The organism is Arthrobacter sp. Rue61a, from assembly GCF_000294695.2.
Classification (GTDB): Bacteria; Actinomycetota; Actinomycetes; order Actinomycetales; family Micrococcaceae; genus Arthrobacter; species Arthrobacter aurescens_A.
Window position 1 is genome coordinate 4,366,064 of the sequence record NC_018531.1, and the last position, 17,030, is coordinate 4,383,093.

General features: G+C 62.5%; 18 protein-coding genes. 7 read left to right on the forward strand and 11 right to left on the reverse strand.

Features of this window, described 5'->3' with window-relative positions:
- Nucleotides 1-85 precede the first annotated feature (85 nt).
- The 8 genes from ARUE_RS19905 to ARUE_RS25110 all read right to left on the reverse strand — a co-directional run bounded on the left by ARUE_RS19905 (nt 86) and on the right by ARUE_RS25110 (nt 7,765).
- Nucleotides 86-1,534: an aromatic amino acid lyase gene (locus ARUE_RS19905; RefSeq protein ID WP_014923065.1), complete on the reverse strand. Its 1,449-nt coding sequence runs from the start codon at nt 1,532-1,534 to the stop codon at nt 86-88.
- Nucleotides 1,535-1,621: 87 nt separating this feature from the next.
- Nucleotides 1,622-1,774 (reverse strand): hypothetical protein, encoded by a 153-nt coding sequence (locus ARUE_RS24240; RefSeq protein WP_162486196.1) that lies wholly within the window; start codon nt 1,772-1,774, stop codon nt 1,622-1,624.
- Nucleotides 1,775-1,776: 2 nt separating this feature from the next.
- Complete coding sequence (gene hutU / locus ARUE_RS19910; RefSeq protein WP_014923066.1) at nt 1,777-3,519, reverse strand: urocanate hydratase; 1,743 nt, start codon at nt 3,517-3,519, stop codon at nt 1,777-1,779.
- A 41-nt stretch (nt 3,520-3,560) separates the two neighbouring features.
- Nucleotides 3,561-4,472: an ABC transporter substrate-binding protein gene (locus ARUE_RS19915; RefSeq protein WP_014923067.1), complete on the reverse strand. Its 912-nt coding sequence runs from the start codon at nt 4,470-4,472 to the stop codon at nt 3,561-3,563.
- Nucleotides 4,473-4,570: 98 nt separating this feature from the next.
- Complete coding sequence (locus tag ARUE_RS19920; RefSeq protein ID WP_202949978.1) at nt 4,571-5,323, reverse strand: ABC transporter permease; 753 nt, start codon at nt 5,321-5,323, stop codon at nt 4,571-4,573.
- On the reverse strand, nt 5,284-5,934 hold the full coding sequence (locus ARUE_RS19925; RefSeq protein WP_014923069.1) for an ABC transporter permease: 651 nt from the start codon (nt 5,932-5,934) through the stop codon (nt 5,284-5,286). The genes ARUE_RS19920 and ARUE_RS19925 overlap by 40 nt, the downstream gene beginning before the upstream one ends.
- The gene (locus ARUE_RS19930) at nt 5,931-7,037 is read right to left on the reverse strand and encodes an ABC transporter ATP-binding protein (RefSeq protein WP_014923070.1); all 1,107 of its coding nucleotides are present in this window, start codon (nt 7,035-7,037) and stop codon (nt 5,931-5,933) included. Before ARUE_RS19930 ends, ARUE_RS19925 begins: the two co-directional genes overlap by 4 nt.
- The gene (locus ARUE_RS25110; protein WP_014923071.1) at nt 7,034-7,765 is read right to left on the reverse strand and encodes an IclR family transcriptional regulator; all 732 of its coding nucleotides are present in this window, start codon (nt 7,763-7,765) and stop codon (nt 7,034-7,036) included. The genes ARUE_RS19930 and ARUE_RS25110 overlap by 4 nt, the downstream gene beginning before the upstream one ends.
- Nucleotides 7,766-7,953: 188 nt before the next feature.
- Between ARUE_RS25110 and ARUE_RS19940 the strand changes: the two genes are divergently transcribed.
- The 3 genes from ARUE_RS19940 (at nt 7,954) to ARUE_RS19950 (ending at nt 12,307) form a co-directional block, all read left to right on the forward strand.
- Entirely contained in the window at nt 7,954-9,153 is a 1,200-nt protein-coding gene (locus ARUE_RS19940; RefSeq protein ID WP_014923072.1) for an allantoate amidohydrolase, read from the forward strand.
- Entirely contained in the window at nt 9,150-10,520 is a 1,371-nt protein-coding gene (locus ARUE_RS19945) for a formimidoylglutamate deiminase (RefSeq protein WP_014923073.1), read from the forward strand. Before ARUE_RS19940 ends, ARUE_RS19945 begins: the two co-directional genes overlap by 4 nt.
- Before the next feature lie 317 nt (nt 10,521-10,837).
- The gene (locus ARUE_RS19950; RefSeq protein ID WP_014923074.1) at nt 10,838-12,307 is read left to right on the forward strand and encodes a sugar porter family MFS transporter; all 1,470 of its coding nucleotides are present in this window, start codon (nt 10,838-10,840) and stop codon (nt 12,305-12,307) included.
- A gap of 54 nt (nt 12,308-12,361) precedes the next feature.
- On the opposite strand, the gene ARUE_RS19955 is transcribed toward ARUE_RS19950, so the two are convergent.
- From ARUE_RS19955 to ARUE_RS19965, 3 genes are read right to left on the reverse strand one after another with little or no spacing between them, the layout of a single operon-like run.
- Nucleotides 12,362-13,600 (reverse strand): MFS transporter, encoded by a 1,239-nt coding sequence (locus ARUE_RS19955; protein ID WP_011776448.1) that lies wholly within the window; start codon nt 13,598-13,600, stop codon nt 12,362-12,364.
- Nucleotides 13,601-13,630: 30 nt separating this feature from the next.
- Nucleotides 13,631-14,071: a MarR family winged helix-turn-helix transcriptional regulator gene (locus ARUE_RS19960; RefSeq protein WP_011776449.1), complete on the reverse strand. Its 441-nt coding sequence runs from the start codon at nt 14,069-14,071 to the stop codon at nt 13,631-13,633.
- Nucleotides 14,072-14,131: 60 nt separating this feature from the next.
- Nucleotides 14,132-14,656 (reverse strand): GNAT family N-acetyltransferase, encoded by a 525-nt coding sequence (locus tag ARUE_RS19965; RefSeq protein ID WP_014923075.1) that lies wholly within the window; start codon nt 14,654-14,656, stop codon nt 14,132-14,134.
- 95 nt (nt 14,657-14,751) lie between these two features.
- On the opposite strand from ARUE_RS19965, the gene ARUE_RS19970 reads away from it, so the two are divergent.
- From ARUE_RS19970 to ARUE_RS19985, 4 genes are read left to right on the forward strand one after another with little or no spacing between them, the layout of a single operon-like run.
- On the forward strand, nt 14,752-15,081 hold the full coding sequence (locus tag ARUE_RS19970; RefSeq protein ID WP_011776451.1) for a PadR family transcriptional regulator: 330 nt from the start codon (nt 14,752-14,754) through the stop codon (nt 15,079-15,081).
- Nucleotide 15,082: 1 nt separating this feature from the next.
- Entirely contained in the window at nt 15,083-15,448 is a 366-nt protein-coding gene (locus ARUE_RS19975) for a DUF1048 domain-containing protein (RefSeq protein ID WP_014923076.1), read from the forward strand.
- Entirely contained in the window at nt 15,445-16,224 is a 780-nt protein-coding gene (locus ARUE_RS19980; RefSeq protein ID WP_014923077.1) for an ABC transporter ATP-binding protein, read from the forward strand. Before ARUE_RS19975 ends, ARUE_RS19980 begins: the two co-directional genes overlap by 4 nt.
- Nucleotides 16,221-16,982 (forward strand): ABC transporter permease, encoded by a 762-nt coding sequence (locus tag ARUE_RS19985; RefSeq protein WP_014923078.1) that lies wholly within the window; start codon nt 16,221-16,223, stop codon nt 16,980-16,982. Before ARUE_RS19980 ends, ARUE_RS19985 begins: the two co-directional genes overlap by 4 nt.
- The last annotated feature ends 48 nt before the right edge of the window (nt 16,983-17,030 follow it).

Genomic DNA, 17,030 nt, shown 5'->3' on the forward strand with positions numbered 1-17,030 from the left:
ACGCGTCGGGCTTTAGTTCACGCAACACCCAGGAACGGCAGGCGGCCTTCGGACCGCCTGCCGTTCTTGTGCTGTTGCACGGGCTTTAGTGCGAAGCCCGAACCAGCTGCTGTGCTTGCTCGAGGTCGCCACGCAGGTCGCGGTCAGTGACGTCGTACGGCAACGTCAGGCCGGCCTCCAGCATGGCGCGCAACCTGGTGCTGCCCAACTCTTCGGGCCGCCGGCCCTGCAATCGCAGGGCGCGCGAGGCACAAACAAGTTCGACGGCGGTGACAGTCGCCAAGGCTTCGACGGTGGACTGCAACTGGGCCGTGGCCAGGCTGGCGAAGCTTGCGTCTTCCTCCGCGCCCAACGACAACACGACTGTCTGCAAGCTTGCCGGTTGACCATTGGCGCGGATCCGCCCCACCGCGGCAGCAGCCACGTACTCCAGCATCATGACGCCGGACTGTCCTGTCCCATCTTCAGCCAGGAAGGGATGCAAGCCGGTGTAGGTGGGGTCGCAGAGGAGATCAATCCTTCGAAGATGCGTCGCGCAGGCTGCACCTATAGCCAGCTGCAAGGTATCCACGCGGCGGGCCAGGTTGGTCATCTGGAAAAGCCCGTGGTGCGCAACGTCGTGCGAGCCATCGGACGCCGACCCATGGACCAGGGGATTCTCGTTGCCGGCTGTCACCAGACGGCTCAACAAAGCGCCCAGAGCCTGCAGCTCCTCTGCCTGGGATCCGAAGATCTGTGGCAGGGTCCGCAAGCAGTAGGGGTCCTGAATCCGCGAGGGCTCACCGCTTCCCTGAACCAAGCCATGGAAGGTGTTCGCAGCTTCTGCCACGGCAGGAGTATCCGCCGCCGCAGCCACCGCCGGGCTGAGCGCCTCCGCATTGCCGGACATCGCCACGAAGGACAACGCGGCCACCGACTCTGCGTTTTTCAAGAGACCCGACAATTCCTGATGAGCAAGAACAGCTTGCGCAATGGTCAGCGCGCTGGAACTGATGAAGGGCAGGGCGTCCGCGGTGGCCCAACCGTCCACGCTGCGTCGCGCCCCTCCCCCGCCCAAGGGCTCGCGCTCCCCGAGCATCGTGAGCGCAGTACCGGCCAGGGCCTGCAGATCCGCCGTGCCGATGCCGCCGAACTCCCGGATTTCAGGGACGACATTCGCGTTGATCAGGTCAGAGAGGGCCGCTGCGATGCCGGGGTCGATCCCCGATCCACCGGCTGCCAACTGTGACAGCCTGACCACCATCATTGCGCGGACTGTCCGGCGATCCAGCGGCCTGCCAGCATCGACGGCATGGCTCCGCAACAGTTTGAGCCCGTGGGTGTCACTCCCGCCGGCCTCGGCCAAAGCCACGGTCCGATTCGCGCCAACTCCGGTTGAACGGCCGTAGACGGGCCGCTTTGAGGCTGTCGCAACGGCTGACTCCTGCGAGGCGGCCATACGAATCAACGCACCAGGTGAGAGGTGAACTGAAGCGCCGTCGGCAACGGCTGCAATATCTGCCAAGGCCAGGTTCCGGCCGTCGATCTCAATCATTGAGCGATCCTTTCATCCGGGGCCGACGTTGTACTCGCCAATGGCTGGCAGGTGTGGTGGCTGTTCGACAACCACCACACCTGCCAGCTAGTCGGTTTCAGGCGCAATACGGACGGGATTCCAAACCTTGGGGGGCCGGACCGGAATCCGTTCCTGCGGGACCGAGTCCGGCCGCTCCATCTTGACTGCCGACGAATCGGGGTCTGTTGAGGCGTGCACCCGTGCGGTGCTGGTGGACACGCTCATTGGCTTGCTTTCAGGGAGCCCTCGTTCATGGGGATGCGGACGCCTCGTTCGTTGGCGACTTCGAGGGCGCGGTCGTAGCCGGCGTCGGCGTGGCGGATGACGCCCATGCCGGGGTCATTGGTCAGGAGCCGTTCGAGCTTTTCCGCGGCGAGGTCGGTGCCGTCAGCGACGGAAACCTGGCCAGTGTGGATGGACCGGCCAATACCAACACCACCACCGTGGTGGATGGACACCCAGGTAGCACCCGAAGATGCAGCGGTCAGCGCGTTCAGCAGCGGCCAGTCAGCAACCGCGTCCGAGCCGTCCTTCATCGACTCGGTCTCCCGGTACGGGGATGCCACCGAACCCGAATCCAGGTGGTCACGGCCGATCACGATCGGAGCCTTGACCTTGCCCTCGGCGACGAGCTGGTTGAACAGCAGCCCGGCCTTATGGCGTTCGCCGTACCCGAGCCAGCAAATACGTGCCGGCAGGCCTTCGAACTCCACCCGCTCGGCCGCAGCATCCAACCACTTGTGCAGGTGCGTGTTCTCCGGGAATAACTCCTTGATTGCCTTGTCCGTCACAGCAATGTCTTCCGGGTCCCCGGAAAGCGCGACCCAACGGAACGGACCCAGGCCCTCGCAGAACAACGGACGGATATAGGCCGGCACGAAACCGGGGAACTCAAACGCCCGGTCATACCCGCCCTTGCGGGCCTCATCCCGGATCGAGTTACCGTAATCAAAAACCTCGGCCCCGGCGTCCTGGAACTCCACCATCGCCTGGACCTGCCGGGCCATGGACGCCTGGGCCTTCTTCGTGAACCCTTCCGGATCAGCTTCGGCCTCGGTGTGCCACTCGGCCACCGTGATGCCCTCCGGCAAATACGACAACGGATCGTGCGCGGAGGTCTGGTCCGTGACCACATCAAAGGTGACCTCCCCGGCCTGGTGCCGGGCCAGCAACTCCGGGAACACCTCAGCGGCGTTGCCCACGTACCCGACAGACCAGCCACGACGCTCATCCTTCGCGGCCTGGACCTTGGCGATCGCGGCATCCAGATCGGTTTCGACCTCGTCCAAGTACCGCTTCCCCACACGCCGACGCAGGCGGGACTCGTCCACATCAACAATCAAGCACGCGCCGTCGTTCAACGTCACGGCCAACGGCTGCGCGCCGCCCATGCCACCACAACCACCGGTCAACGTCAAGGTCCCGGCCAAAGGCCCCTCCGTGGAACCAGCCGGCGCCGGTGCCGGGTGGCGTCCCTCCGCGGCCAGCTTGTTCCCCACCGCAGCAAAGGTCTCATACGTGCCCTGCAGAATGCCCTGGGTACCGATATAGATCCAGGACCCCGCCGTCATCTGCCCGTACATCATCAAACCCTCGGCCTCGAGCCGGCGGAACTCAGGCCACGTCGCCCAATCCCCCACCAGGTTCGAGTTCGCCAGCAACACCCGCGGAGCCCACTCATTCGTGCGGAACACACCCACCGGCTTACCCGACTGCACCAGGAGGGTTTCGTCCTTCTCCATGGTCTCCAACGTCCGGGTAATCGCATCAAACGCAGCCCAGGAACGCGCTGCGCGGCCCGTACCGCCGTAAACCACCAGATCATCCGGACGCTCAGCAACCTCCGGATCCAAGTTATTCATCAACATGCGCAACGGCGCCTCGGTCTGCCACGACTTGGCAGTAAGCTCAGTGCCCCGCGCGGCCTTAACCGGACGGGCACCAGAAGTGAAATCGGCAGTCATTCTTTACTCCTCATAAGCCGGGAATCCGCGTGACAGCGGGATTAGCCCAGGTTCTTGGTCTTGAGCCATTCCTTGGCGATTTCGCCGATGTCCTCGAACTTGGCCACACGACCGTTCATCTTGATCAGGTCATCAGTAGTGAGCGCAGCAGAGACCTTGTCCAGCGTTTCCTTCACGGTGTCCGTGGACTTCTTCTCGTTGATGACCGGCACGATGTTCTCGGAAAGGAAGAGGTTCTTGTTGTCCTCAAGCGCCACGAGGTTGTTCTCAGCCAACGCGGGATCAGTGCTGAAGAGGTCGGCTACCTGTACCTGACCGGAAAGGAGGGCGTTCAGCGTGAGCGGCCCACCGGCGTCGAGCGCTGAAAATTCCTTGAACTCAAGGTTGTAGACGGACTTCAGGCCGGCCACGCCGTTGAGGCGGGTCTTCCACTCCGGCGGGCCGCCGAGGACCAAGTCCTTGGCAACAGGCTGGAGGTCCTCGATGGTCTTCAGGTTGTACTGATCGGCGATGTCCTTCTTGACGGTCAGGACATCCTTATCCTCTGCTTCGGAAGCGGTCAGGACCGTCAGGCCGGCCGGGATCTTGGTGGTCAGTTCCTTAGCAACGTCCTCGGAAGAAACTGCCTTGGTGGCGGAGTCGAGGTATTGCAGGAGCGCTCCGCCGTACTCGGGCATGAGGTCAATGGAACCGTCCTTGAGGGCGGGGATGGTGACCTCGCGGCTGCCGATGCTTGGCTTTTCGGTAACCTCGACGCCCTTGGCTTTGAGCGCCTCGGCGTAGATCTTGGCGATCAGTTGGCTCTCCGGGAAGTCCGCGGAACCAACGATGATGCTGTCGCCCGAGGCACCTGCCGCAGTGTTGGAGGTGCTCATGGGGTCCCCGCCGCCGCAGGCGCTCAGGGTGATGGCAGCAACGGCCGCCAGGGTGAAACCGGTGAGGTACTTCTTCATGTCAACTCTCCTGGAATGGGCGCTGCAGGGCATGCAGCGGCCAGATGGGGGGTGGGTGGGAGGTGAATTCTGCGCCGAATGCCGGCGCTGGATGATGCTTAGACCGTGACGGGGGTCTTCACGGGTTCGGCCGCGGGAGCCGACTTGATGGTGCGGCGAGTCAGTCCTGGTGAGACAACGCGGCGCGTGATGAAGGCGAGAAGCTGGTCGAAGAACAGGGCCAGCAGGGCAACGAGAACGGCACCCGCAACCATTTGGCCGTAGTCGTTCTGAGCCTTGCCATCGATCAGGAGACGGCCCAGACCGCCGAGCGAAATGTAAGCGGCGATGGTGGCCGTCGAGATGATTTGCAGCAGCGCGCTGCGGACACCGGACAAAACCAGCGGAAGTGAACAAGGAAGCTGGACGTCCGTAAGGATCTTCATGGTGCGGAAGCCCATTCCCTTGGCGGCGTCGACGGCGGCAGCATCCACCGCGCGAACGCCGGCATAGGTGTTGGTCAGGATGGGCGGAACTGCCAGCAGCACCAGCACGATGAGGCTGGGCACGATGTAGCCCATCCGGGAAGGGAACGCAGGTGAGATCAGCAGAACCAACAGGATCAGCAAGCCAACACTGGGAAGTGCCCGCAGGGCGTTGGCCAGGCCCGCGATCATGAACACGCCCTTGCCCGAAACGCCAATGTAAATGCCAAGGGGAATGGCAATCACGGCCGCAATGGCCAAAGCGATGAGTGAGTACAGGAGATGTTCGGCGATCAGCGTGGGGATGCCGTCAGCGCCGCTCCAGTGTGCGGGGTCGAACAAGTAGTTCACGATGCCACCACCTTGGGGGTCCACGGTGTCAGCCACCGGTTGATGAGGATGATCAGACCGTCCAGGATCATGGCCAGGACCACGCAAAGCACGATGCCTGCGATGATCGGTGTGTAGAAACGAAGCTGGAAGCCCTGCGTGAAGAGCGAGCCAAGCTGCGGGATGCCCAACAGCGCAGCCACGGACACGAGACTCACATTGGAGACGGCAGCCACGCGCAGGCCGGCGCAAATGACCGGAACACCGACGGGAAGTTCAACCTTCAGTAGGCTTTGGTAGCCGCGGTAACCCATGGCTTTTGCGGCCTGGACGGTGTCCTCGGGGACGGAGTCGAGCGCATCCGCCACCACACGGACCAGGAGGGCCACTGTGTAGATGGTGAGGGCGGCAACGATGTTGAGCGGGTCCAGGATCTTGGTACCCAGGACCAGCGGGAGCAGCACGAACAGCGCCAGGGACGGGACTGTGTAGAGCAAGCCCGCTACGCCCACCAGCAGTGGGTAGATACGCCGGCTCCGGTGTGCCCACCAGCCCAGGGGCAATGCGATCAGCAGGCCCAGGATCAGCGGGGTGACGGCCAACAGGACGTGCCAGCCGAGCAGGAAGACAATATTGTCAAACTGGCGGCCCAGCCATTCGAAGTTCATCGCGCCGTCTCCAAGTGTGGCTCGGCTTCGATGGCCTTGACTACGTCCGTTGCGGTCACCGTGCCCATCAGTTCGCCGTGTTCGTTGACCACGACACCCCGGCGGCTGGGCGAGGAGAGGGCAGCATCGAGCAGTTGGCGCATGGTCCCCGAAGCCGCGGCCGGGATTCCACTCAGATTCAGGTTTTCGCGCTTCACCTCTCCGTTGAGAAGCTCCGGCTGAGCCCATCCGAGAGGCTTCCTGCCGCCGTCGACTACCAGCACCCAGGCACCCAGCGCCTTTGCGCGAGCCTCATCCACGGAAGCGCCAAGCTGAACCACAGCCTCTTCTCCGATAGCAACCGCACCGGCTGTTTTCGTAAATCCGAGCGAGCGGTACCCGCGGTCACGGCCTACAAAATCGGCCACAAACTCGTCCGCCGGAGCCGTGAGCAGTTCGGAGGGAGAAGCCATCTGGGCGAGTTTGCCGCCCACGCGCATCACGGCCACCTGGTCGCCGAGCTTGAGGGCTTCGTCGATGTCATGGGTGACCATGATGATGGTCTTGCCGATCTCACGCTGCAGGCGGAGAAACTCCTCCTGCAGCTGCGCCCTTACCACGGGGTCTACGGCACTGAACGGCTCGTCCATCAGCATGAACGCGGGGTCCGAGGCCAGGGCCCGGGCCACGCCGACGCGCTGCTGCTGGCCACCGGAAAGCTGCCACGGGTATCGCTTGGCGAAGCTCGCCGGGAGTCCCACGCGTTCCATCAGTTCGAGGGCTTTGGTCCGGGCCTTTTGACGGCTCTCACCGAGCAGGACAGGCATGGTGGAGACGTTGTCCACGATGGTTTTGTGCGGGAAGAGTCCGGCGTGCTGGATCACGTAGCCGATCCGGCGGCGGAGCAACGCTGCGTCCATGCCGGAAGTGGGCTGATCGTCCAGGTAGATGGTGCCGCTGGTGGGTTCGATGAGGCGGTTGATCATCCTCAGGGAGGTGGTCTTGCCGCAGCCGGAGGGGCCAACAAGGATGGTCAGCTTTCCCGTGGGAGCCTCCAGGTTGAGGCCGTCGACTGCCACCGTACCGTCAGGGTACGCCTTGGTGACATTTTCAAATTTGATCATTTCTTTTCCATGCTTTCCTGGGGCACTTCATGGTTTCCGTTGGGTTCCACGAGGATGTTGTTGGCAACTTTCACCAGTTCCTCGCCAAATGTCTGGGCCTTCGCCTCGTCCAAGCGGTAGCTGGGCACCACGATGCTGAGGGCTGCCACGGTTCGGCCGCCGATCACAATGGGTGCGGCGACGGCCGTGATGTCGTCTTCAACGCCGCTCCGCACAATGGCGTAACCGCGGCCGTTCTGCCCGCCGGTCAGCACCTTGCCGGCCGCGGAGCCCTCCAGTGGGATGCTCCGACCGACCCAACTGGTGTGCCGGACAGAGCGGGTACCTTCGACGATGGCGATGTAGATTCCGGTTTCCCCAGGACCGGGAATGCTCAAGTAGCAGGACTCGCCCGTATCGGCCACAAGCTGCTTCATGTGCGGTGTGCAAAGCGATACCAAGGATTCCTGTCCCAATGCCAAGGCTCCCAACTGAATGACACTGGCTCCCGGGCGGAAATTGCCCCCCGGGTCCCGCGTCACGAATCCGCTGCCCTCGAGGGTACGAAGGAGGCGGAGCGCGGTACTGGCAGAGAGATCGACCACACGCGCTGCGTCACTCAGGCTGATGGAACCGTCAGTGCAGACTGCACTAAGGAGGGCCAGAGCCCTCTCGACCGTTCGGGTGGAAGAATCCGCTGCCACTGCCTGACCTGCTTTCAAGTGGTCTACATCACCATGTCTTGCCACTTAGTAAAAATCAATTTTCATCAAATGGCAAGAGTTTTTTCGAACATTGCGAGGAAAGCCCAGTTGCGTGACGCCTGATGCCGCCCAAACGGGCGTGCATGTTTCGGCCGTGTAAATAGTCCTGCCAACCCTTGTCATGTGGTGGCATCTGGTTTTTACTTGGTGGCAGTCTTCAATCGGAGGAAAACGTGGAAACCGTCAATCAGCTCTTGGCCTCAATCCAGGACGTGGGCCGCGATGCGGTGCGTGGAGGCTACTCCAGGGCCGTCTATACAACACCCGAACGCGACCTCAGGCAGTGGTTCATTGAGCAGGCCCAGCAACGCGGCCTCGAGGTCCAAACGGACAGGAACGGAATCATCTGGGCGTGGTGGGGCACGCCACACGACGGCGCCCTTGTCACCGGGAGCCACCTGGATTCAGTACCCGGCGGCGGGGCTTTCGATGGGCCCCTCGGAGTCGCCTCCGCACTGGCCGCCGTCGATATTCTCAAGACCCGAGGGGTCCAGCCACCCAGATCATTGGCAGTCACCGTCTTTCCTGAGGAAGAAGGTTCACGCTTTGGCGTCGCTTGCCTGGGGTCGCGGCTCCTCACGGGTGCGATAAGCGTCGAGAAGGCTCTCAATCTGCGGGACATCAACGGCGACACCTTTGCCGACATCGCTAGTGCCAACGGCCTGGATCCCCGTCACATCGGCCCGGATCCGGAGGCCATGGCCCGGATCGGCGACTTTGTTGAACTGCACGTCGAACAAGGCAAGGGACTGGGGCAGGATGGTCCAGCCATCGCGGTAGGGAGCTCAATACTGGGGCACGGCCGTTGGAAAATCAGCGTCAGCGGCCAAGGAAACCATGCTGGCACCACGTTGATGGGAGACCGCGCAGATCCAATGGTGGCTGCCGCGCAGATCGTCCTCGCCATTCGCGACACGGCGGCCAAGCAGCAGGATGCGAGAGCGACCGTCGGCCGATTGACTCCCGTTCCGGGCGGAACCAATGTCATCGCTTCCCGCGTTGATCTTTGGCTGGACGCCCGCCACCCGGATGACGCCGTGACCGCACAACTCATCGAAGCGATATACCGCGCAGCCCAGGATGTCGCAGCCGGGGAAGGCTGCACCGCGACCCTCACGGAAGAGTCCTACAGCGACACAGTCCACTTCGATGCCGGCCTGAGCCGACGCATCACCGAACTACTGCCGGGCGCGCCTGTTCTGGCAACGGGCGCCGGGCATGATGCCGGTGTACTGGCCGGCTACGTTCCCTCCGCAATGGTCTTTGTCCGCAACCCCAGCGGCATCTCGCATTCGCCGGAGGAATACGTAGCCGACGAGGATGCCTCCGCGGGCGCCGTCGCGTTGGCTGATGTTCTGGGGGGACTACTGTGAAGTCCTTCTGGTGCGAGACCGCGGTCATCGCAAGCAACGGCACCCCGGGCGACGACGGGCGAAGTGTTCCGGAGGTTGCCACCGGAGTGCGTGTGGAAACCATCAATGGACGAATCTCCACTATTTACACAGGCGTCCAGCCCGAACACGGCGATGAGATGCTGGTGGGCGTCGCGTTCCCCGCGGCTGCCAACGCCCATTCGCACGCCTTCCATAGGATCCTTCGCGGAAGAACCCATGATGGACGCGGAGATTTCTGGGTGTGGCGAGAGCAAATGTACCAAAGCGCGTCCGAGCTGACTCCGGAGAAATACCAGAAACTGGCGACGGCCGTGTTTGCCGAGATGGTTGTGAGCGGATTCAGCAGCGTGGCCGAATTTCACTACGTCCATCACCAACCCGAGGGTGCGCCCTATGCGGAGCCGCATGCCATGGAACTGGCCCTTGCCCGGGCAGCCATGTCCGCAGGTATCCGACTCACGCTTCTGGACACGTTGTATCTGACGGGCGGAATTGGTACGCCCCTCAGCCCCGATCAAGCACGGTTCGGGGATGCGGACGCCATGGCCTGGCTGGACCGGTTGGCTTCCCTTCGGGACGCGATAGCAGAGGAGTTTCCGTCCGAGGCGGTGGGAGTCGGGGCTGCCTTGCATTCCGTCAGAGCCGTGCCGGAAGAGGCCCTGGAGATTGTTGCCAAAAAGCTTCCCCGGGACATTCCCCTTCACATCCACTTGAGCGAACAACCCGCCGAGAACCAAGCCTGCGAGCAGGCGTACGGCACAACCCCTGCCGGTCTTTTGGCACGTTACGGCCTCCTGTCTCAGAGACTCTCGGCCGTCCATTCCACGCACCTGACCCAGGACGACATCTCTTTGCTGGGCAGAGCATCAGCCACTGTGGTGATGTGTCCCACTACGGAGGCCGATCTCGCCGACGGGATCGGGCCCGCCCGGGAACTTTTCGAGTCCGGAGCCACCATTGCGCTTGGCACTGACCAGCACGCGGTGATTGATCCCTGGCTCGAAATGCGCACCTTGGAACACGGGGAAAGGCTTGGCTCCGGGCAACGGGGAAGGTTCTCCCCGGAAGAACTGCTGCAGGCGGCCACGGAAGGAGCAGCGCACTCCATGGCCACGCCCATAGCTCCACAGGCCCTGCAGGTGGGCGGGGTTTGCGATTTCATGGTCATCAACCCTTCCTCTACCCGGACCGCAGGGTCCCGGCCCATGCAGCTGGCATTCAGTGCGACGGCGAGCGATGTTACGCATGTGGTCATCGGTGGAGAGCTGATTGCCTCGAACGGGGTGCATACGCGTCTCGGCATTCCGGGAGCCCTTCTGACTGAGGCCTTCAAGGAGTTCTCCTAGCGTCGAAGCTACCGACGGCGGGGCTTGAACTTACCCTCATAAGGCAAGGTCCGCCGTCGTGCTTTGCGTTCAACTTGTTGAGCCAAAGGGCGCGTTCTGCGCCACAGAAACCGGTGAGCGACTACTCAGTCAACTCCCAGCCGCACCACAGCAAGCCAATGCGTTAACTATCTGAATACATGTCACGTCGGTCACTTGACTGGAACTTGGCGGATATGACGTGCCACACTGTGTAGCGCGAGTGCACCGGCGTCCCCGTCGGACAGCCGACGACGTCCCGCACCGCAATCCCACACACCATTCCCCAAGGGAGACCCATGTCCAGTTCCAGCACCGAAGGTGCGGCCCCAGTTTCACGGAAGGTGATCGGCTTGGCCGTCGCCGGCGCAGTGGGCGGCTTCCTCTTCGGCTTCGATTCCTCCGTGGTCAACGGTGCCGTGGATGCGATGGCGGACGAATTCGTCATGAGCGAGGCGCTGACGGGCTTCGCTGTCGCAGTCGCGTTGCTGGGTTGCGCAGCAGGCGCGTACCTGGCCGGCAAAGTTGCCGATCGTTACGGACGCATCCCCGCCATGAAAATCGGTGCACTGCTCTTCCTGGTGAGTGCGGTGGGAACCGGGCTGGCCTTCGGGGTCTGGGACCTGATTTTCTGGCGCCTCGTTGGCGGCTTGGGCATTGGGCTGGCCTCCGTGATTGCGCCTGCCTACATCTCCGAGATCTCCCCCAGGCACGTACGCGGCCGTTTGGCTTCGCTCCAGCAGCTCGCCATCACCACGGGTATCTTCGCAGCCCTGCTGTCCGACGCGGTCCTTGCCAATTCGGCCGGTGGCGCCGATGGCACGTTGTGGTTTGGCATCGAGGCCTGGCGCTGGATGTTCATCGCCTGCGCGGTGCCGGCTGCCGTGTATGGCTGGATCGCTTTCCGCCTGCCGGAGTCCCCGCATTTCCTGGTGCTCAACGGCAAAGAAGACCAAGCCCGCACTATCTTCAACAAGCTCATCCCGGGTGACGACATCGAACGGCACATCCGCGAGATCCGCGAGTCTATCCAGCAGGAAAAGCTCTCCACAAAGAAGGGCTCGCTGCGCGGTAACAGGTTCGGCCTTCTCCCGGTGGTCTGGATCGGCATCATCCTGTCCGTGTTGCAGCAGTTCGTTGGCATTAACGTGATCTTCTACTACTCCACCACGCTGTGGAAGGCCGTGGGGTTCCAGGAAAAGGACTCACTGACGATCTCCGTCGCCACCTCCGTCACCAACATCCTGGTCACCCTTGTGGCCATCGCCTTGGTGGACCGCATTGGCCGCCGCCCCATCCTGCTCACCGGCTCCATCGGCATGGCCGCCTCGCTCGGCGTCATGGCATTGGCTTTCTCCTCCGCAGTTGGCACAGGTTCCGAGATCAGCCTCCCGGGCGCATGGGGTCCCGTGGCCCTCGTCGCAGCGAACGTGTTCGTGATCAGCTTCGGTGCCTCGTGGGGTCCGCTGGTCTGGGTGCTGCTGGGCGAGATTTTCCCGTCCCGGATCCGCGCCCGGGCCCTTGGTCTGGCCGCCGCTGCGCAGTGGATCGCGAACTTTGCCATCACGCTCAGCTTCCCCATCATGGCGGCAGGCTCGCTGCCACTGACGTACGCCATGTACGCGGCATTCGCGGCGGCGTCGTTCTTCTTTGTCATGTTCAAGGTTCCCGAGACGAACGGCATGTCCCTGGAACAGGCCGAAACCCTGTTCGTTCCGAAGGGTGCTCCGGTGGCACCGCTGCCGGTCGCCTCGGACGAAGCGAAGTAACTACGCAATGAGCCCCGCGGACTACCGCGGGGCTCATTTGTTATTTGGCTGGGTTCACACCAAGTGTGGCTCGTGCGATGTGAGGAAACTGCGTCCGCCGAAAGCAACCAGGATGGCGATCACCATGGCCACTGCGCCGGCGAAGAACGGCACCTGCGGGCCAAAGTGCTCGCCGAGCTGGGCGGCCGCGAACGGCGCCAGCGCTCCGCCCATCCAGCGCACAAAGTTGTAACCGGCGGACGCGACGGGACGCGGTGAATCAGAAACACCCATGGCCAGTTCCGTATAGACCGTGTTGTTGATGCCCAGCAGGGCACCCGCCACGATGACAAGCACGACGACGACTGTCACTGAGTGCCCCGCGGCCAGTCCCAGCCCCATCAGGTCGAGCATGAGGACGGCCAGCGTGCCGGTGAGGACCTTGACGGCGCCGAAGCGCTTCTGCAGTACAGGGGCGACGAACACCGAGAAGACGGCAACAGCAACACCCCAGCCGAAGAACACTCCCCCGATTCCGTAGGCGTCCATGCCCAGGATGAAGGGCGTGAAGGCGAGGATGGTGAAGAAGCCGTAGTTATAGAAGAGTGCGCTGGCAGCGGTGGTGCGGAGACCCTTGTGGCCAAGCGCAAGGAGCGGATCCCTCAGGCGGGACTTTTTAGCGGGAGCGGGTGTTTTGGGGAGCAATGCCAGCAATGCGATGAAGGCCGCGGCCATGAGGACTGCAGTGCCAAAGAAGGGCGCACGCCATTGCCAGCCTCCCAACAGGGCACCGAGCAGGGGGCCGAGCGAGATGCCAAGACCGAGGGCGGCCTCATAGAGGATGATGGCCGTGCCGGTACCGCCGCTGGCCACGCCGACGATCACTGCCAGGGCAGTTGCGACGAATAAGGCGTTGCCGAGACCCCAACCTGCCCGGAACCCCACCAACTGCTCAACACTGCCGGAGAGACCGGACAGCGACGCAAACACCACGATGATGGCCAAGCCGATGAGCAGCGTCTTTTTCCCGCCGATCCTCGAGGACACGAACCCGCTGATCAGCATGGCGATTGCCGTCACCAGGAAATAGCTGGTGAACAGCAACGACACTTCGCTGGTGGAAGCCTCCAGGTTCTTGGCGATTGCGGGAAGAATCGGGTCCACAAGCCCGATGCCCATGAAGGCGAAAACGGCCGCGAGGGCCGTGGCCCAGACCGCTTTGGGCTGCTTGAGGAGGGAAGCCTTCTCGGCTTGGAGGGTGGTTTCGATGGTTGTTTCGGCGCTTGCTGAAGCGTCAGCCAACTGGCGTGACATTCACTTGCTCCTTGTCGGTGCTTTTGCTGTTTAGTTCTGGAACGAGCTGTTGAGCTTCGCGATCACGGGCAACGCCGCGGCAAGCTGCTCGATCTCCTGGTTGCTGAGGCCCTGAAGCAGCTCGGCCACCATGGCGTTGCGCCGCTGGTTGGCGGACTCGACGGCGGCCGTCCCGGCTTGGGTAATGACCACCTGGACGGCCCGCGAATCGTCGGGATCAGGCTGGCGCGTAACCAGTGAGGCGCGCTCGAGCTTGATGATCTGCTCCGTGGCGCTCGGGACTTTGATCCCCAGGTTCTTGGCGATATCGCCCACTCGGAGGCCGCCGTCGGAAATCATGGACAGCAGGCTGAGCTGCGCGGCGGTTAGCTCACCCTCGGGATCGAGGCGGCGGAACATGTACACGCCGAGTCGAAGTGACTCGCGAAATTCCTGGGCGAGGTCCAACAACCGGGGATCAAAGGTGCTCATATTTAGGTACCCTAATAGTTAGGGTACCTAAATGTCAATCATTGGGGGCAGGCATGGCACCTAAAGCATGAGCTTCATGCCCTCATGACTCGCAACGAAACCCAGGCGCTCGTAAAAACGACGCGCAGCACTGCGCGACTTGTCCGTGGTGAGCTGCACCAGCGAGCAGCCACGCTCCCGGGCCTGCTCAACGGCCCACCCGATCATGAGCGCCCCGACACCCTGGCCCCGCAGTAATTCGGAGACCCGGACCGCCTCGATCTGCGCACGCCAGGAACCTTTGCGCGACAGGCCTGGGATATAGCTGAGCTGGAACGTCGCAACAACATCACCGTCGAGTTCACCCACCACCAAGAGGTGCGCCGGGTCGCCGTCGATCGCGTCAAAAGCCCGCTCGTAGGGCGCTGGATCGTCGGCATTTTCCCGGGTGGCACCCAATTGGTCGTCCGCGAGCAGCGCGAGGATGCGCGGGAGGTCGCCCTTGCGGGCGCGACGAAGGGTTAAGGTCCCACGCTCGACGGCGGCGGTCAGCAGGGCGGGCGCGGCACCGGATTCAGTAGTCACCAACCCAGCATGCCAGCCCATCTCAACAATCCCGGAACTCAGTATTGCTAAGTACCGGTACTTAGTTCTACTATGTAGTGGTAGCTAGCAATACTGAGTAGTGAAGGAGGTGTCCGATGGGCAAGCAAATGACCGAGATGCTCAAAGGCACATTGGAGGGCATTGTCCTGGCCCTCCTGACCGGAAAGGCAGCGTATGGATACGAAATCACCACGCTGCTCCGGGAGCAAGGCTTCACCGAGATCGCTGAGGGCACCGTGTACGCGCTGCTGGTCAGGATCGAACAAAAAGGGCTGGTGGACGTCGAGAAGCGGCCGTCCGAAAAAGGGCCGCCCCGCAAGGTGTACACGCTCAACACACAGGGCAAAAAAGAACTGAACGAATTCTGGAACACCTGGAGCTTCTTGTCCGAACGGCTCGAACAGCTCCGCAAGGAAGGAAAATAACATGGCAGCAAAATGGATCGAGCTGGTCACCGGATCGCTCGAACAGAAGAAGCAGTACAAGCAAGCCAAGGCACGGCTGGATGCCCTGCCCGAGCCGTACCTCACGGTAGCTACCGCCTTCAACCGGTACCTGATGTACTACGGCGGCGTAACTGAGGGCGACACCATGGTGCAGATGCTCACGGATCTGGCCGACCTGTGGGAACGCGCAGCCATCGACGGAACGCCCGTGAGCGAGATCGTGGGCGAAGACCCCATCGAGTTCGCCGAGAGCTTCGCCCAGGCCTACGGCGGAAAGCGCTGGATCGACAAGGAACGCGAGCGTCTCAACAAGGCAATCAATAAAGCGAAGGAGGCGGAATCATGACCGCTGCAGCAATCCGCGTAGAGGGCATCGAGAAGTCGTACAAAGACCTCCACGTACTCCGGGGTGTGGACTTTGAGGTGGCATCCGGCAGCATCTTCGCCCTCCTCGGCTCCAATGGCGCGGGCAAGACCACCATGGTGAAGATCCTGTCCACGCTACTCAAGGCGGACGGCGGGTCGGCCGCCGTCGAGGGTTTTGATGTAGCCACCGAGTCGCTCCAGGTGAGGCAGTCCATCAGCCTCACCGGACAGTTTGCCGCAGTGGACGAAATCCTCACCGGCAAGGAGAACCTGATCCTGGTGGCGAAGCTGCGCCACCTCAAGAATCCCGGCCAGATCGCTGACCACTTGCTGGCACAGTTCAGCCTCACCGATGCTGGTTCCCGCAAGGTGGCGACCTACTCCGGGGGCATGCGCCGCCGGCTGGACATCGCCATGAGCCTGATCGGCAATCCGAAGGTGATCTTCCTGGACGAGCCCACCACGGGCCTGGACCCCGAAGCCCGCCTTGAAGTGTGGCAAATCGTCAAGAAGCTCGCCACTGAAGGGACCACGGTTCTCCTCACAACGCAGTACCTCGACGAGGCCGAGCAGCTCGCGGACCGCATCGCCATTCTTCATGAGGGCCGCATCATCGCCAGCGGCACGCTTGCAGAGCTCAAGCAACTGCTGCCGCCGGCCAAGATCGAATACGTCGAGAAACAGCCGAGCCTGGAGGACATCTTCCTGGCCCTGGTTGGCACAGGTAACAACGAGTCAGTAAAGGACAGGTCATGAGCACGCATTTCTTCGCAGACACCTCTGTTCTGCTGGGGCGGTCCATGCGGCACATTTTCCGCAGCGTGGACACCATCATCACCACAGCGATCACCCCGATCGCCCTCATGCTGCTGTTCGTCTACGTGTTCGGCGGCGCCATCAGGACCGATACCGAGAACTATGTGAATTACCTGCTCCCGGGCATCATGCTGATCGCCATCGCGTCCGGCATCGCGTACACGGCTGTCCGGTTGTTCACGGACATGCAGAGTGGCATCTTTGAGCGGTTCCAGTCCATGCCGATCGCACGATCCTCGGTTTTGTGGGCACACGTACTGACCTCCCTGGTGGCCAATGGACTCTCCTTGGTGATCATCGTGCTGGTTGCGCTCCTGATGGGATTCCGCACCTCCGCCAGCGTGCTGGACTGGCTCGCCGTTGCGGGAATCCTGGCGCTGTTCACCCTGGCGCTCACCTGGATCGCCATCATCGCCGGCCTCTCCGCAAAATCCGTGGACGGCGCAGGCGGGTTCTCCTATCCGCTGATCTTCCTGCCGTTCATTAGCTCGGCCTTCGTCCCGACGGAAACCATGCCGGGGCCGGTGCGCTGGTTTGCTGAAAATCAGCCGGTCACGTCCATCGTCAATACCGTCCAGGACCTTTTTGCTCAACGTCCGGTGGGCAGCGACATCTGGGTAGCGCTGGCGTGGTGCTTGGGAATCCTCATCGTCTCCTACGCATTTGCGACTGCTGCCTACAAGCGCCAGATCGCGTAGTGCCTCGCCAGACCAAATCAACGGCCTAAGCTCCCCTTTCCGCAGGGG

Coding starts and splice junctions, on each gene's coding strand:
- hutU (WP_014923066.1), bottom strand. CDS start 3,519: ATGACTGCCGATTTCACTTCTGGTGCCCGTCCGGTTAAGGCCGCGCGG.
- ARUE_RS19970 (WP_011776451.1), top strand. CDS start 14,752: ATGGGCAAGCAAATGACCGAGATGCTCAAAGGCACATTGGAGGGCATT.
- ARUE_RS19965 (WP_014923075.1), bottom strand. CDS start 14,656: ATGGGCTGGCATGCTGGGTTGGTGACTACTGAATCCGGTGCCGCGCCC.
- ARUE_RS19960 (WP_011776449.1), bottom strand. CDS start 14,071: ATGAGCACCTTTGATCCCCGGTTGTTGGACCTCGCCCAGGAATTTCGC.
- ARUE_RS19925 (WP_014923069.1), bottom strand. CDS start 5,934: ATGAACTTCGAATGGCTGGGCCGCCAGTTTGACAATATTGTCTTCCTG.
- ARUE_RS19985 (WP_014923078.1), top strand. CDS start 16,221: ATGAGCACGCATTTCTTCGCAGACACCTCTGTTCTGCTGGGGCGGTCC.
- ARUE_RS19950 (WP_014923074.1), top strand. CDS start 10,838: ATGTCCAGTTCCAGCACCGAAGGTGCGGCCCCAGTTTCACGGAAGGTG.
- ARUE_RS19980 (WP_014923077.1), top strand. CDS start 15,445: ATGACCGCTGCAGCAATCCGCGTAGAGGGCATCGAGAAGTCGTACAAA.
- ARUE_RS19905 (WP_014923065.1), bottom strand. CDS start 1,534: ATGATTGAGATCGACGGCCGGAACCTGGCCTTGGCAGATATTGCAGCC.
- ARUE_RS19915 (WP_014923067.1), bottom strand. CDS start 4,472: ATGAAGAAGTACCTCACCGGTTTCACCCTGGCGGCCGTTGCTGCCATC.
- ARUE_RS19975 (WP_014923076.1), top strand. CDS start 15,083: ATGGCAGCAAAATGGATCGAGCTGGTCACCGGATCGCTCGAACAGAAG.
- ARUE_RS19930 (WP_014923070.1), bottom strand. CDS start 7,037: ATGATCAAATTTGAAAATGTCACCAAGGCGTACCCTGACGGTACGGTG.
- ARUE_RS19955 (WP_011776448.1), bottom strand. CDS start 13,600: ATGTCACGCCAGTTGGCTGACGCTTCAGCAAGCGCCGAAACAACCATC.